This is a genomic window from Leifsonia sp. NPDC058292 (assembly GCF_042880955.1).
Lineage (GTDB): Bacteria > Actinomycetota > Actinomycetes > Actinomycetales > Microbacteriaceae > Leifsonia.
The window spans coordinates 1-15,185 of the sequence record NZ_JBHVYL010000029.1; the positions used below are offsets into that span (position 1 = coordinate 1).

At 69.9% G+C, this 15,185-nt stretch carries 11 protein-coding genes, 1 tRNA gene, 1 other RNA gene and 1 pseudogene; 11 read left to right on the forward strand and 3 right to left on the reverse strand.

Translation table 11 applies throughout. The annotated features are described in order from the left end of the window. Positions 1-134: 134 nt before the first annotated feature. Positions 135-260 (reverse strand): annotated as a pseudogene (locus ACFVWR_RS14560) (trehalose utilization protein ThuA); the annotation flags it as partial. A 76-nt stretch (positions 261-336) separates the two neighbouring features. Continuing rightward, a tRNA-Ser gene (locus tag ACFVWR_RS14565) sits at positions 337-424 on the reverse strand. 92 nt (positions 425-516) lie between these two features. On the opposite strand from ACFVWR_RS14565, the gene ffs reads away from it, so the two are divergent. The 10 genes from ffs to ACFVWR_RS14615 all read left to right on the forward strand — a co-directional run bounded on the left by ffs (position 517) and on the right by ACFVWR_RS14615 (position 13,970). Then, positions 517-613, forward strand: an RNA gene (gene ffs, locus ACFVWR_RS14570) — signal recognition particle sRNA small type. A gap of 165 nt (positions 614-778) precedes the next feature. Beyond that, a complete protein-coding gene (pta, locus tag ACFVWR_RS14575; protein ID WP_387213388.1) occupies positions 779-2,911 on the forward strand; it encodes a phosphate acetyltransferase in 2,133 nt (710 codons plus the stop codon). Next, positions 2,908-4,101, forward strand: a complete 1,194-nt coding sequence (locus ACFVWR_RS14580; RefSeq protein WP_387213391.1) for an acetate/propionate family kinase — start codon at positions 2,908-2,910, stop codon at positions 4,099-4,101. Before pta ends, ACFVWR_RS14580 begins: the two co-directional genes overlap by 4 nt. 30 nt (positions 4,102-4,131) lie before the next feature. Beyond that, a complete protein-coding gene (locus ACFVWR_RS14585) occupies positions 4,132-5,481 on the forward strand; it encodes an acyl-CoA thioesterase/BAAT N-terminal domain-containing protein (RefSeq protein ID WP_387213393.1) in 1,350 nt (449 codons plus the stop codon). Beyond that, on the forward strand, positions 5,478-6,791 hold the full coding sequence (locus tag ACFVWR_RS14590) for an acyl-CoA thioesterase/BAAT N-terminal domain-containing protein (protein WP_387213396.1): 1,314 nt from the start codon (positions 5,478-5,480) through the stop codon (positions 6,789-6,791). The genes ACFVWR_RS14585 and ACFVWR_RS14590 overlap by 4 nt, the downstream gene beginning before the upstream one ends. Beyond that, complete coding sequence (locus ACFVWR_RS14595; RefSeq protein WP_387213399.1) at positions 6,788-8,092, forward strand: acyl-CoA thioesterase/BAAT N-terminal domain-containing protein; 1,305 nt, start codon at positions 6,788-6,790, stop codon at positions 8,090-8,092. Before ACFVWR_RS14590 ends, ACFVWR_RS14595 begins: the two co-directional genes overlap by 4 nt. A gap of 50 nt (positions 8,093-8,142) precedes the next feature. After that, positions 8,143-10,584, forward strand: a complete 2,442-nt coding sequence (locus ACFVWR_RS14600; RefSeq protein ID WP_387213402.1) for a DNA polymerase III subunit gamma and tau — start codon at positions 8,143-8,145, stop codon at positions 10,582-10,584. Between the two features lie 3 nt (positions 10,585-10,587). Then, complete coding sequence (recR, locus tag ACFVWR_RS14605; RefSeq protein WP_387213405.1) at positions 10,588-11,184, forward strand: recombination mediator RecR; 597 nt, start codon at positions 10,588-10,590, stop codon at positions 11,182-11,184. Positions 11,185-11,521: 337 nt separating this feature from the next. Then, positions 11,522-12,808 (forward strand): aspartate kinase, encoded by a 1,287-nt coding sequence (locus ACFVWR_RS14610; RefSeq protein ID WP_387213409.1) that lies wholly within the window; start codon positions 11,522-11,524, stop codon positions 12,806-12,808. A gap of 109 nt (positions 12,809-12,917) precedes the next feature. After that, positions 12,918-13,970: an aspartate-semialdehyde dehydrogenase gene (locus ACFVWR_RS14615; RefSeq protein WP_387213413.1), complete on the forward strand. Its 1,053-nt coding sequence runs from the start codon at positions 12,918-12,920 to the stop codon at positions 13,968-13,970. Between the two features lie 57 nt (positions 13,971-14,027). Here the strand turns inward: ACFVWR_RS14615 and ACFVWR_RS14620 are convergent, their stop codons facing one another. After that, on the reverse strand, positions 14,028-14,675 hold the full coding sequence (locus tag ACFVWR_RS14620; protein ID WP_387213416.1) for a MerR family transcriptional regulator: 648 nt from the start codon (positions 14,673-14,675) through the stop codon (positions 14,028-14,030). A gap of 68 nt (positions 14,676-14,743) precedes the next feature. Between ACFVWR_RS14620 and ACFVWR_RS14625 the strand changes: the two genes are divergently transcribed. Next, positions 14,744-15,160 (forward strand): hypothetical protein, encoded by a 417-nt coding sequence (locus tag ACFVWR_RS14625; protein ID WP_387213419.1) that lies wholly within the window; start codon positions 14,744-14,746, stop codon positions 15,158-15,160. Positions 15,161-15,185: the final 25 nt, after the last annotated feature.

Here is a 15,185-nt window from a genome sequence, read left to right on the forward strand (position 1 = left end):
CGCGCCCGGGCCCGCCCCCCCCGGGCCGACAACGACGCGCCCCCCCGGCGAACGGCCGGGGACGCCCGAATCTCGATGGAGTGCCGCTCAGCGCCGCGAAAACCAGGCCCGCTCCGGATTCGTCACCTCGGGCAGTACACGGGGTAGTCCTGGTCGCCGGGGCTGAAGTAGAACACCTTGCCGTTCCCACGGCGGAAGGTGACGCCCGAGCGGAAGACCTCGCCGCCCTCGAATGAGCTGACGAAGGCCAGCTCATCCGGCGGAAGCGCCCGCCTCTCGCGCCTGAGCAGGCGCGGCTGGTATCGCGTGAGCTGATCTTCCGGGACGAGAAGAATGTGGCGGAGAATGGGGGATTCGAACCCCCGAGGGCTTGCACCCAACACGCTTTCCAAGCGTGCGCCATAGGCCACTAGGCGAATTCTCCTGGCTGATGTCGTTCCGTTCGGAAGCAACGCCAGAAAGCATCCTACCGGGTCGCGGAGGCCTCCCACGACACGAGCATCCGGTAGACTCGTCCTCGGCTCCCCACGTGGCGCCATCCAGGCCAACTCCCCCAGGGCGGAAACGCAGCAAGGGTAACCGGGCTCTGGCGGGTGCGTGGGGGGTCTTTTCTTTTGCCTGCGCGTTCCCTGCTTGTACCGGGTACCCAGCCTCTTCCCACACCGTCGCCGGTAGGTTTGAGGTGAGACGGTCGACAAGCAAAATAAGGGGTCGAATCGAGCATGATCGCCAAGAGTTCCAGTGCACGTCACCAGCGAATCGTGGAGGCGGTCTGATCGTGGCGCGCTCGATCTACATCACATCGGCCGAGGGGCACACGGGCAAGTCGACCGTCGCGCTGGGCGTTCTCGAAGCGCTGACGCGGGCCGTCGGCCGGGTCGGCGTCTTCCGCCCGATCGCCCGCTCCACGACGGAGCGTGACTACGTGCTCGAACTGCTGCTGCAGCGGGTCACCGTGCCGCTCGACTACGAGCAATCCATCGGCGTGACCTACGACGACGTGCACTCCGATCCCGATGCCGCCCTCTCCGAGATCGTGCACAGGTTCCGGGCCGTCGAGGCTCAGTGCGACACGGTCGTGATCCTGGGCTCCGACTACACGGATGTCGGCAGCCCGACCGAGCTCGGGTTCAACGCGCGCATCGCGGCGAACCTCGGCGCTCCGGTGCTGCTCGTGCTCGGCGGCCGCATCGGCCAGGGCTTCGGCGAACGTCTCGGAATGGCGGAGCCCCGCACGGCCGAAGATCTCCGCCAGCTCACCGAGATCGCGATGGCCGAGCTGCGCACGGAGCACGCGTCACTGCTGGCCGTCGTCGCGAACCGCGCAGATCCCGACGACCTTCCGCGCATCGTCGAGTCCGTCATGTCGGGGATCGAGACGTCCGCGGCTCCCGAGGTCGCGAGAGAAGTACCGGTGTGGGCGATCCCCGAAGATCCGTTCCTGGTCGCGCCGAGCATCCGGTCGATCATGGAGACGACAGGGGCGACACTCGTCGCCGGCGACGAGACGCTGCTGGCGCGCGAGGCGCTGGGAGTCGTCGTTGCGGGCATGTCGATGAACAACGTGCTCCCTCGGCTGATCGAAGGCTCGGTCGTCGTGGTTCCCGGCGACCGCACCGAGGTGCTGCTCGCTGTGCTCATGGCCAACGCGTCCGGCACGTTCCCGTCGATCGCGGGAATCGTGCTCAACGGCGGATTCGAACTGCCCGAGCCGATCGAACGGCTCATCGCGGGCCTGCGTTCGACCCTGCCGATCGTCAAGACCGACCTGGGCACCTACGACACCGTCGTGCGCATCACGCACGCGCGGGGCCGCCTCGCCGCCGACTCGCAGCGCAAGTACGACACGGCGCTCGCCCTGTTCGAGCGGCACGTGGATGCGGACGCGCTGCTCGCCCGGCTCGACGTGAGCCCGCGAGACGTTGTCACGCCGCTCATGTTCGAATACGACCTGCTCGAACGGGCGCGCGCGGCGAACAAGCACATCGTGCTTCCCGAGGGCGAAGACGACCGCATCCTGCGCGCCGCCGCCACCCTGCTCGCCCGCGGTGTCGCCCGCCTCACGATTCTGGGGGAGCCGTTCGAGGTGCGGTCGCGGGCTGTCGAGCTCGGCCTCGACCTCGCGAAAGCGGAGGTGCTCAGCCCGTTCGACGACGTGCTGCGGATGCGTTTCGCCACCGAGTACGCCCAGTTGAGGGCGCACAAGGGCATCACGCTCGATCAGGCCTCCGACACGGTCACCGACTCCTCGTACTTCGGCACGATGATGGTGCATCTGGGACTGGCCGACGGGATGGTGTCTGGCGCCGCCCACACGACGGCGCACACCATCCGGCCGGCGTTCGAGATCATCAAGACCAGGCCGGAGGTGTCGGTGGTGTCGAGCGTCTTCCTGATGGCGCTCGCCGACCGCGTGCTCGTCTACGGGGACTGCGCGGTCATCCCCGACCCGACATCAGACCAGCTCGCCGACATCGCGATCTCGTCGGCCGAGACGGCGGCGCAGTTCGGCATCGAGCCGCGCGTGGCGATGCTCTCGTACTCGACGGGCGAGTCGGGCACCGGCGCCGACGTCGACAAGGTGCGCACGGCGACGGCCCTGGTGCGGGAGCGGCGACCCGGTCTGCCGGTCGACGGCCCGATTCAGTACGACGCGGCGGCGGATGCGGCCGTCGGCGCCGCCAAGCTGCCCGGCTCCGCTGTGGCAGGCCGGGCGACGGTGTTCATCTTCCCCGACCTGAACACGGGCAACAACACGTACAAGGCCGTGCAGCGAAGCGCCAACGCGGTGGCCATCGGGCCAGTGCTGCAGGGCTTGCGCAAACCGATCAACGACCTCTCGCGCGGAGCGCTCGTCGACGACATCGTCAACACCGTCGCGATCACGGCCATTCAGGCGGAGCTGTCATGAGCGCCGTGCTGGTGGTCAACAGCGGCTCGTCGTCGTTCAAGTACCAGTTGATCGACATGGAGACCGAGGAGCCGCTGGCCAGCGGTCTCGTCGAACGCATCGGCGAGAGCTCCGGTCACACGGTTCACAACGGACCGAACGGCAAAGCCGAGCGCACGCTCGAGATCCGCGATCACACCGCTGGGTTCCAGGCCATGCTGGAGGCGTTCGAGGCCAATGGGCCGAGCCTCGAGGAGTTTCCGCCCGTCGCCGTTGGCCACCGGGTGGTGCACGGCGGAAAGCGGTTCTTCGAGCCGACCGTCATCACCCCGCTCGTCGAGATCAACATCGAAGACCTGGCCGAGCTGGCGCCGCTGCACAACCCGGCGAACCTGCAGGGCATCCGAGCGGCCGAGAAGGCGTTTCCTGATGTGCCCCACGTCGCTGTGTTCGACACCGCCTTCCACCAGACGCTCGCACCCGAGGCGTACACCTACGCGATCGACGCCGAGCTCGCCGAGCGGCACCGCATCCGGCGCTACGGATTCCACGGCACGTCGCACAAATACGTGTCGGAGACGGCGGCGCAGTTCTTGGGCGAACCCCTCGGCGACCTCAAGCAGATCGTGCTGCACCTCGGCAACGGCGCGTCCGCATGCGCCGTCGACGGCGGCCGTTCGATCGACACGTCGATGGGGTTGACGCCCCTGGAAGGCCTCGTGATGGGCACCCGGTCGGGCGACATCGACCCGGCGGTCCTCATCCACCTGTCCCGCCGGGCGCACCTCGACACCGCCGGCCTCGACGAACTGCTCAATCGCAGGAGCGGGCTGCTCGGTCTGTCGGGCCGAGGTGACATGCGCGACGTGGAGGAGTCCGCGAGCGGCGGCGATGCGGGCGCGCGACTGGCACTCGACACCTATCTGCACCGGTTGAAGCACTACATCGGCGCGTACATCGCCATCCTCGGTGGGCTCGACGTTTTGACGTTCACGGCGGGCGTGGGCGAGAACTCGTCGACCGTGCGGGCGGGCGCCGTGGCGGGCCTCGAAGCGCTCGGCATCCGGCTCGACGAGGAGCGCAACGCCGAACGCGTCGCGGGCCCGCACATCATCTCGGCCGACGACTCGGCCGTCACGGTGCTGGTCGTCCCCACCAACGAGGAGCTCGAGATCGCGCGGCAGACACTGTCGGCGATCGGTGCCGGGTGACGACCGGCCGAAGAGGATGACGGTGAGGTCATGCGAGTGCGGCGAACGTTCCGGCGGGCTGCGATCGCGGCCGTCTGCTGGGCGGGCGCACTCGCACTGACGATCACCGGATGCACGGCCCCGCCGACCGCAAGCGGGTCGGGGCCGCGCTTCGTGACGCCGCCGCTCATCCACTACACCTCCGTGCTCTGGCCGGTGCCGTTGGAGCTGGTGGGCGCCGAACCCGGCAGCCGGCTGCGTCTGGCGGCGACGATGTCGGCGCGGCAGGGCCACTGGTCGTCCGAGGCCACATACACGGTTCCGCTGTCGGGCTCGCTCGACCTTGCGCGGGCGAAGCCGCAACTGGCGGCGTTCGACCAGCCGGATTCGGCCGGGCTCTTCTGGTCGCTGAAGGGCCCCGACCTCACCACGTTCGACCAGATCGGGCTCTGGATGCGGTCGACGGTCGATGTGCGCGTCGACGCGTTCGACGGTGCACGGGTGGTGGCCACCAAGACGTTCCGGCTGGATGGGCTGGGTCTCGGCTCGCGTCCGAGTCGCGTCACCGGCCGGGACCTGCAGCGGGCAGCGGCCGCCGCGGCTGCCGGCTCGACGCTCGAACGTCCAGCGCCGCTGCCGCCCGGGTCGCCGGAGAGCGGCCCGGTCGGCGACTTCTACAGCGCCCGCTCGATCGAGCGCCCGCGCACACCGGCCGTACTCGTGTTCGATGACACGTCGCCCGGTGCGTCCTCCGACTACATCGCTCCTTTGCTGACGCAGTTCGGAACGGCGGTGCTGGTGCTGCCGTCCGGTGGTGCGGCCACGGGAGCCGAGACGGTCAGAGCCATCAATGCCGCGACCGTGGCGGCCTCGCTCGACTGGCTGGACGCTCGCGACGACATCAACGCGCGCAGCATCTTCGTCTACGGAACGGGTTCGGCCGAGCAGTTCGCACTGTGGGCGGCGACGCGGTTCAGCAACCGCATCGCCGGCGCGTTCGCCGCGGGAGGGTCGACGGCGTTGCTCTGCCTGCCGGGCAGCGACGTGTCCGCCGTGTTCGAAGACGGGATCGGGGTGCCGTGTCAGGGCGACGCCGGCCGGGTGAACCCGGCGGCGGTCTTCCCGCTCGACACCGTGAGCGGACAGATCGTGCTCGCTTGCGCCGAGCGGGACGAGCAGCTGCTGAACGCCTGCCGCTGGCTTGACGCCGCCGAGCAGGCGAGAGGACCGCACGCGGGAGACCGGATGCTGAGGGTGGCGGGAGCGGCGCATCCGATCACGGTGCCGCCTGGCCTTCCCATCGACCTGGGCGACCCCGCCACCGCCGAGGCGACTGAGCACGGTCGCGTCGCGTTCTGGAACGCCGTTGGAGCCATCCTGTTGAGAGCCACGCGCACATGAGCCTCCGGCGGAGTGCGTGGGGTCACCGGCTCGCCGTCTCGGCCGTCGCCGTGCTCTGCCTCGCTGTGGTGTCGACGGGATGCACGGCCGCCGGAGGTTCGGGCGGTGCGCGCATCGTGGTCGAGCAGCGCCGAACCGGCATCAGCGACCCGATCTCGATCTCGATGGTCGGGTTTCAGCCAGGGCAGTCGGTCGTCCTCACCGCCACGGCACGCACCGACGCGGGAACCTACGTGTCCCGTGCCGTGTTCGCCGTTCCACCCGACGGCGCGGTCTCCCTCGGAACCGCGCGTCCCCTGCTCGGCGACTACGCGGGCCCGGATGCGGCAGGCCCGCTCTGGAGCCTCAGCGGCCCCTCGCAGAGCCAGGGGCAGCTCGAGTCGGTGTGGGCGAACGGTGACGTCGACGTGCGTCTCGCCGCGCTGCAGAACGGCCGCGAAGTCGCGACGGCCTCCGTGCACAGAGACGGGTTCGCCGAGCGGGTCACGGCGCGTCCGGTGTTCGCGGGTGACCTCATCCGCACCACCGACGGCGGCTCGCCGGGCGGCACGACCTACGACGTGCGCATCGGAACGTTCTACGACCCCGACCCGGTGCGTGCCGTGCGCCGTCCGGCGGTGGTGGTGGTCGACGGCGACGACGGGGGAGGGTCAGCGGCTTTCGCGGCCGCCCAGCTCGCCGCGGCAGGGTATGCCGCGTTCGCGCTTCCCGCCTTCGGTCCCGCGGGACAGATCCCCGGCTCCTCAGCGCTCGCCGTGGAATCGTTCGACGCGGCCGTCCGCTGGCTGAGGCTGCAGCCGAACGTCGACGGCGGGCGTATCTTCGTCTACGGAACCTGGCGAGCGTCCCAGCTCGCCCTCTGGCTGGCCGTGAACAGTCCGGGTGAGGTCTACGGCGCGGTCGCCGCGAGCGGCACGACGGCCCTGCTCTGCACGTCGGCGGCGGGCACGCCGGTCATCACGGCGGAGGGAGTCGCGGTGCCTTGCGAAGACCCGTCGCGCACGATCGGGTCGACGGCGCTGCTCCGGTTGGACAGCATCCCCGGCCCGGTGCTGCTCGCCTGCGGCGAAGACGACGAGACCCTCGCCAACGCGTGCGAGTGGCTGCGTGCGGGGAGGAGCGTGCGGGGAGAGCGCCCGGGTGACGTCTTTCTCGAGGCGCGCAAGGCCGGGCACTCGGTCAGCACGCCGCCCCTGATTCCGGTGGGGCTGCAAGAGCTCGGGCCGGCCAAAGCGCAGGCGACAGAAGCGGCGCGGCGCGCCTTCTGGAACTCCGTCGGCGACCTCCTGCACAGGACGACGAGATCGTGAGACGCCGGTCAGCCCGTGGCAGGGCGGGTCTCGGGGCGGGTCTCGGGGCGCGTCTCGCCGCCGCGGTGTGTGGCCTCGCGTTGGCGGCGGCCGCCCTGACGGGGTGTTCGACGGGAGCGCCGCATCCGGTCGGCCCGCGGTTCGAGGTGAGTCGCGACCCCAGCCTGTCCTGGCGTCCCATCGCCATCAAGGTGCTCGCCCTGCCGCCCGGGCAACCGGTGACGATCACGGCGACGGTCGCGGCCGGTTCCGGATGGTCGTCTCGCGCCGTGTACGCCGTGCCGGGCGACGGGGTGGTCGATCTGACCACGCAGGCGCCGTTGCAGGCGGCGTTCCACGGCGCAGACGGCATGGGTCTGTTCTGGACGCTGGCACCACGGTCCGGGAACTCGGCGGACGCGGCTGCCGCCGACGCGCCGGCCTGGGGAACATCCACGGTCAGCGTGCGACTCGACGCCGAGACGGCCGGGCGCACGGTGGCGCGCACCTCGGTCGACCGCGTCGGGCTGCGTGACTATGTGGCCCCGCGGGCCGTGTTCCATGACGGCATCGGCGGAGACTACTACGACCCTCCGGCGACGTCGGAGGGTCTGCGGCCCGCGGTCATCGTGTTCGACGGCACGGACACCGGTGCCACTCCAGCCCTGCCACTCGCCGCCCAGGTCGCGGCGCTCGGCTATCCGACGCTCGCCCTGTCGACGTTCGGGCCCGCAGGCGAGCCCGATCCGAGTCACACGCTCGACGCGTCGAGGTTCACCGCGGCGCTCGCCTGGCTGAGATCTCAGCCAGGCGTCGACCGGGACCGGATCTTCACCTTCGGCACCTCGCGCGGTGCGCAGCTGGCGCTCTGGGCGGCTGTGGCCTACGACGACCAGGTGTACGGCGCGATCGCCCCGGCGGGCACGACCGGCCTCATCTGCACGTCTCCGGTGCCGAGCCCGGCGGTGACGGTCGACGGCAGCTGGGTGCCGTGCACGACGGGCACCCACGTCGTGTCGCCCGGGAGCGTGCTCTCGCTCGACCGCATCCAGGGCCCGCTGCTGCTCGCCTGCGCCGGACACGACGAACAGCTCGACAATGGATGTGCCTGGATGGCCGCCGGCGTGACGGCCCGCGGCCGGCATCCGGGCGACATCTACCTGCGTCTGTCGGATGCGACGCACCTCTTCTACGCACCGCCGTACACCCCGCTCGGCCTCGACGGCTCGTCGCGAAAGCAGGCGACGGAAGAGGCGCGGGTCGTGTTCTGGCGCGCAGTCGCGGCGGCACTGTCGGCACCGTCGTCGGTTCCCGGCCACTGATGTGGACGATCCCTGGGGTCGGTGTCAGCGGCGGCAAGTAGCATGTGGGAGTGGTTACCGCACTGTATCGCCGCTATCGGCCAGACACCTTCGCCGAGATGATCGGACAGTCCCAGGTGACCGAGCCGCTCATGACGGCGCTCCGCACCAATCGGGTCAACCACGCCTATCTGTTCAGCGGCCCTCGCGGCTGCGGCAAGACCACGTCGGCCCGCATCCTCGCCCGCTGCCTGAACTGTGCGGAGGGGCCAACCGACACCCCCTGCGGCAAGTGCTCGAGCTGCATCGAGCTGAGCCGAGACGGCAGCGGTTCGCTCGACGTCGTCGAGATCGACGCGGCGAGCCACAACGGTGTCGACGACGCCCGTGACATCCGCGAGCGTGCGATCTTCGCGCCCGCCCGCGACCGTTACAAGATCTTCATCCTCGACGAGGCGCACATGGTCACGCCGCAGGGCTTCAACGCGCTGCTCAAGATCGTCGAAGAGCCGCCGGAGCACGTGAAGTTCATCTTCGCCACCACCGAGCCCGAGAAGGTCATCGGCACCATCCGCTCGCGCACCCACCACTACCCGTTCCGGCTGGTGCCCCCGGCGCAGATGCTCGAATACGTGCAGACGCTGTGCGACACCGAGGGCGTGACTGTCGCACCGGGCGTGCTGCCCTTGGTGGTGCGTGCCGGTGGCGGGTCACCGCGTGACACCCTCTCGCTGCTCGACCAGCTGATGGCGGGGTCCGACAACGCGTCCGTCGACTACGAGCGGGCCGTCGCCCTGCTCGGCTACACGCACGCCGCCCTGCTCGACGAGGTCATCGACGCGATCGCGGCGCGGGATGCCGCCGGCGCTTTCAACGCGGTCGACCGCGTCGTGCAGACCGGTCAAGACCCTCGGCGCTTCGTCGAAGACCTGCTGGAGAGGCTGCGCGACCTCATCGTGGTGGCGGCCACCAGCGCGGAGGGCGCCGCGGCCGTGCTGCGGGGCACCCCCCAAGACGAGCTCGACAGGATGAGCGTGCAGGCCACGAAGTTCGGCGCCGCCGAGCTCTCCCGGTCGGCCGACATCGTCAACGCCGCCCTCACCGAGATGACGGGCGCCACGTCGCCCCGGCTCCACCTCGAACTCATGATCGCGCGCGTGCTCGTTCCGTCGAGCGACGAGACCGAGCGCGGCGCGCTCGCCCGCGTCGAGCGGCTGGAGCGCCGGGTGGGCGTGAGCGACGGCGGGGGAGCGGCGTCGATCGCGCCCGCGGCGCCCTCGGCTCCGGTTGCGTCCCCTGTGCCCTCCGTGCCGTCTGTGCCCTCTGCTCCGGATGCGTCGAGCGCGACGGCAGTGCCGGCCCCCGCTCCTGCTCGCGCCGCGAGACCTGCCGCCGCGCCTGCGCCTGCCGCAGCCCCGACCGCGGTCGCCTCGCCGACCCCGGCTGCGGCGTCAGAGGCCGCCGACGAGTCCGCATCCTCCACGCCCGCCGCTCCCGAGGGCGGTCAGACGCCCGCGCAGGCGCCTGCTCCCGTCGGTGAGGTCACCACGCAGCAGGTCAAAGACGCCTGGCCGCAGATCCTCGACGCGGTACAGAAGGCGAAGCGCAGCGCCTGGATGGTCGTGTTCACCGCGCAGGTCCGTTCGCTGAACGGTGATGTGCTCACCCTGTCGTTCCCGAGCGACAACGACGTTGCGAGCTTCCGCCAGGCGTCCACCGGTGGCGCGCTCGGCGTAAGCGAATATCTCCGCCAGGCCATCGTCGACGTGCTCGGCATCCGCGTGAAATACATCGCCCGAACGGATGGGGCTCCCGCGGCTCCCGCAGGCCCGTCCGGGGGAGCGGGCGGTGCGTCCACGCCGCCGTCGGCTCCCGCAGTGTCGGCGGCCTCGGCTCCTGCTGCGTCGGTCGCCCCGTCGGCGCCTGCAGCGTCGGCGCCTGCAGCTTCCGCGCCCACAGCGTCCGCGCCCACTGGCGTGACCACCGATTGGGCGGTCGCGTCCATCCCGGGCGCCGGGTCGGCCGCCACCAGCCCTGCGACAGCTACGCCGTCGGCACCTGCAGCATCCGTCGCCGGCCCCATCGTCACTGCGGCCGCCCCCGTCGCCGGCCCCATCGTCACTGCGGCCGCCCCCGCCGACGACCCGTACGACGACGTGCCGCCGCCGGAGATCGAACCGCCCGACGAGCCCCCGGTGCCCGACCACGACGAGGAAGGCTGGGCGATCGACAACGGCCCTGGTCTGCCCGCGCGCTCCACCGAGCCCGCTGCCTCGGCGCCGGCTCGGACGCGCCCGGCCACCTCGGCGCTCGCCGCATCCGCATCCGCTGGTCCCGCATCCGCCGCTCCCGCCGCCGCAGCGTCGGCGCGGCCGGCGGCCTCCGCGGCATCGTCCGGCGGCAGAACGCCGACGTTCCAGGAGCCGCAGCGCTACGGGGAATCCGTGGTGCGTGAGATCCTCGGCGCCACCTTCATCGAAGAGCAGGCCGCACCGCCTGCCGGATCGAGGTAGCGCGTGTACGAGGGAATCGTCCAGGAGCTCATCGACGAACTGGGCAGGCTCCCGGGCATCGGCCCGAAGTCCGCGCAGCGCATCGCGTTCCACATCCTGCAGACCCAGACGTTCGACGTCACCCGGCTCGCCGAGGTGTTGCTCGAGGTGCGAGACAAAGTGCGCTTCTGCGCGATCTGCGGCAACGTCTCCGAACAGGAGACCTGCTCGATCTGCCGTGACCCCCGCCGCGATCCCGCCCTCATCTGCGTCGTCGAGGAGGCGAAAGACGTCGTCGCCATCGAACGCACCCGGGAGTTCCGCGGGCTCTATCATGTGCTCGGCGGCGCGATCAGCCCGATCGACGGTGTCGGCCCCGACGACCTGAGCATCCGGCAGCTGATGCAGCGTCTCGCCGACGGCACGGTGCAAGAGGTCATCATCGCCACCGACCCGAACCTCGAGGGCGAGGCGACGGCCACCTACCTGAGCCGGCTGCTCACCACTCTGGAGATCCGTGTGACCCGCCTCGCTTCCGGTCTGCCTGTCGGCGGCGACCTCGAATACGCCGACGAGGTCACCCTCGGCCGTGCCTTCGAAGGCCGCCGCGTCGTCTCCTGACCGCGTTCGTCTCGTCCCTGGCAAGGCACTGGGAGTGACGTCATGTCACCCACCCGCGCGGGTCTCTCCAACGAATACGTCTGCGAACCCCGACGCAGCTACCCGATGGAGAACTCCGATGACCCCCGAAACTCTCACGCTCAGTGTGGGCGCGATCGTGCTCGCCCTGGCACTTGCCCTGCTCGCCCTCGCAACCCTCGTGATCACGCGGCGGCAGCGCCGGCGGCGCTGAGCCGGGCGCACGCCGATCCGGGGCGTCGTCATATTCCGGAGAGGGAACGTCGCCCCCGATAGAATGGGTTCTCCGGCTTGACAGCCACCAATCCCAGGAGTGTCCGTGGCCCTTATCGTGCAGAAGTTCGGCGGCTCGTCCGTCGCCAACGCAGAGAGCATCAAGCGCGTCGCGAAGCGGATCGTGGAGACGCGCAAGGGCGGCAACGAGGTCGTCGTGGCGGTCTCCGCCATGGGAGACACCACGGATGAGCTGCTCGATCTCGCGCACGACGTCACGCCCATCCCCGCGCCGCGCGAGCTCGACATGCTGCTCACGGCCGGAGAGCGCATCTCCATGGCGCTGCTCGCGATGGCCATCCGCAGCATGGGCTACGACGCCCGCTCCTTCACCGGCAGCCAGGCGGGCATGATCACAGACGCCCAGCATGGTTCCGCCCGAATCGTCGATGTGACCCCCGGGCGCATCCGCGACGCGCTGGACGAGGGCGCCATCGCCATCGTGGCGGGCTTCCAGGGCTTCAACCGCGACACGAAAGACATCACGACGCTCGGCCGCGGCGGCTCGGACACCACCGCCGTCGCACTCGCGGCAGCGCTTCACGCCGAGGTCTGCGAGATCTACACCGACGTCGACGGCGTCTTCACCTCCGACCCGCGCGTGGTGCCCAGCGCCCGCAAGATCGACAGGATCACGAGCGAGGAGATGCTCGAACTCGCCGCCGCCGGCGCCAAGGTGCTGTATATCCGCGCCGTGGAATATGCGCGCCGCCACAACGTCACGCTGCACGTGCGGTCGTCGTTCAACAACAACGAGGGCACGCTCGTTCTCAACGAAGCAGCGGTCGAGGCCGCGAAACACAAGGGAGATCACGTGGAAGAGCCGATCATCGCCGGAATCGCCACCGACCTGAGCGAAGCCAAGATCACCGTCGTCGGCGTTCCGGATGTTCCGGGCAAGGCCGCCCAGATCTTCAAGATCGTCGCCAAGACCGAGGCCAACGTCGACATGATCGTTCAGAACGTGTCGGCCGCATCCACTGGGCTCACCGACATCTCCTTCACGCTGCCGAAATCGGAGGGCCAGCGTGTGCTCACCGCCCTGAACGCGGAGCAGCAGGACACCGGCTTCCAGACCCTGCAGTACGACGACCAGATCGGCAAGCTCGCTCTCGTCGGCGCAGGGATGCGCACCAACACGGGCGTCTCGGCCAAGCTGTTCGCGGCGCTCTACGAGGCGGGCATCAACATCGAGATGATCTCGACCAGCGAGATCCGCATCTCGGTCGTCACGCGCGCCGACAGCGTGAACGAGGCCGCCCGCGTCGTGCACAGCGCGTTCGGGCTCGACGGCGACAAGCAGGCCATCGTCTACGCCGGCACCGGCCGCTGACTCCGGCCGCTGACTCCGGCCGCGCCTTCCGCCGCACCTCCCGGGAATTGCGCCGCCCTCTCCACCGTTCGACTCAGCAAGCTGCAGCACCGATCCGAAGGACCCCATCGTGACTGAGACCCAAGAACTGACAGTCGCCGTCGTCGGCGCCACCGGCCAGGTCGGCAGCGTCATGCGCCGCCTGCTGGAGGAGCGCGATTTCCCGGTCGGGAAGATCCGCTTCTTCGCCTCGGCCCGTTCCGCCGGCACCACGCTGCCGTTCAAGGGCCAAGACATCGTGGTCGAAGACGCGGCGACGGCCGACGTCTCCGGCATCGACATCGCCCTGTTCTCGGCCGGCGCCACCGGTTCGAAGGCCCAGGCGCCGCGCTTCGCCGAGGCCGGAGCCGTCGTCATCGACAACTCGAGCGGCTGGCGGATGGACCCGGAGGTTCCGCTCGTCGTCAGCGAGGTGAACCCCGAAGCGATCGACGACGCCGTGAAGGGCATCATCGCCAATCCAAACTGCACCACGATGGCGGCCATGCCCGTGCTCAAGGTGCTGCACGACGAGGCAGGCCTCGAGCGCCTCATCGTGAGCACGTACCAAGCCGTGTCCGGTTCGGGGCTGGCCGGCGCGGAGGAGCTCGCGGGCCAGATCCGCACTGCCGTCGCCGACGAGAACCTGCTCCAGCTGGTGCACGACGGCTCGGCCGTGACGCTGCCGGAGCCCGTGAAGTACGTGCGTCCGATCGCCTTCGACGTGATCCCGCTCGCGGGCTCGATCGTCGATGACGGAGCGAACGAGACCGACGAGGAGAAGAAGCTCCGCAACGAGAGCCGCAAGATCCTCGGCCTGCCCGACCTCCTCGTGAGCGGAACCTGCGTGCGGGTGCCGGTCTTCACGGGTCACTCACTGTCGATCAACGCCGAGTTCTCGAAGCCCCTCTCGGCGGCGCGCGCCGAGGAGCTGCTCGCGAGCGCTCCCGGTGTGGTGCTCACGGATGTGCCGACCCCGCTCGAAGCCGCGGGCAAAGACCCGAGCTTCGTCGGCCGGGTGCGTCAAGACGAGGGTGTTCCTAACGGGCGCGGCATCGCGCTGTTCATCAGCAACGACAACCTCCGCAAGGGCGCCGCGCTGAACGCCGTGCAGATTGCGGAGCTCGTCGCCGCGCGTCTCTAGCCTTCGACGCCCGCGAGGGGCGAGTAGTTGCGACCAGACGCGCCGTTCGGGTCACAACTACTCGCCCCTCACGGCCGTTTCGGATGCCGCTAGGCGGCGCGCGGCGATGTCCTGGTGGGCGAGGCGGCGCAGCGCGGCGATGACGGGCTCGTAGAGCGCGGTGCCGAGCACGGCGTATCCGAGGGCTTCGGCGGGGTCTGCCGACGGCATCCGACCGATGTCGAACTCGGCCATGGCGCGCACGTGCTCCCCATAGACCGCCAGGCGCTCGGGCGTCATCGGGATGCCCGCATCCGCCACCGCCTCGAGGGCGCGTTCCAGCTGGGCCACCGCCGCGTACCGCGGGTCGTAGAGCTGGCCGAGTTCGTCGATCGCCGCCTGCGCCAGCGGGTAGGGCGGCTCGGCGTCGTCGAGGTGCGGCGGCAGCGCGGCGACAGCCCGGCCGAGCGCATCGAACAGCGAGCCCCCGGGGTTGTCGATCAGGTCGAGCACCACCTTCACCTTCTGCAACGGCAGGCCGGCCACCTCGGACAGCGACCTGATCAGCCGCACACGCCGCACGTGGTCGTCGCCATAGTTCGCCTGCGTCGCGCTCGTCGCCTCGCCCGGCATCAGCATCCCCTCGCGCAGGTAGTACTTGATCGTCGCGAGCGGAACGCCGGTCTCGGCAACCAGTTCAGACACCTTCACGTCGGCTCCCATCATCCCTTGACATTGGATAGTAACAGTATCTAGAGTTTGGATACTCTTACTATCCAATTGGAAGGTGTCCCATGCTGCAACCGTCGAGCGCCATCACAGCCGGGGCCGTCGTCCTCGCCGTCATCACCATCGCCTACGGCGGAACGTTCGTGCTGCGGGTCGTCACCGGCAAGCAGAAGGCGAACGCGCTGCAGAAGTCCTTCTTCCGAGCCGGGCACGCGCACGCGGGAGTTCTCGTCATCCTGGGGCTGGTGGTGCTTCTGCTCCTCGACGCGTCGGGCGTCACCGGATGGGCGCACCTCGGCGCGGACGGCGTGCTGGTATCGGCCATCCTGATCCCCGCCGGATTCTTCCTGTCGGTGCTCGGGCGCGACCCGCAGAAGCCCAACCAGGTGATCGCGCTCATCTGGACGGGATTCGGAGTGCTCACCCTCGGTCTCGTGGTGTCGGGCATCGCCCTGATCGTCGCCGGGGCCAACGCACTCTGACCGTTCGGCGCCCGCAACCCGACAC

Excerpts from the sequence above, each read along its gene's own strand:
- ACFVWR_RS14580 (WP_387213391.1), top strand. The coding sequence starts at position 2,908 with ATGAGCGCCGTGCTGGTGGTCAACAGCGGCTCGTCGTCGTTCAAGTAC.
- ACFVWR_RS14585 (WP_387213393.1), top strand. The coding sequence starts at position 4,132 with ATGCGAGTGCGGCGAACGTTCCGGCGGGCTGCGATCGCGGCCGTCTGC.
- ACFVWR_RS14590 (WP_387213396.1), top strand. The coding sequence starts at position 5,478 with ATGAGCCTCCGGCGGAGTGCGTGGGGTCACCGGCTCGCCGTCTCGGCC.
- ACFVWR_RS14620 (WP_387213416.1), bottom strand. The coding sequence starts at position 14,675 with ATGATGGGAGCCGACGTGAAGGTGTCTGAACTGGTTGCCGAGACCGGC.
- ACFVWR_RS14625 (WP_387213419.1), top strand. The coding sequence starts at position 14,744 with ATGCTGCAACCGTCGAGCGCCATCACAGCCGGGGCCGTCGTCCTCGCC.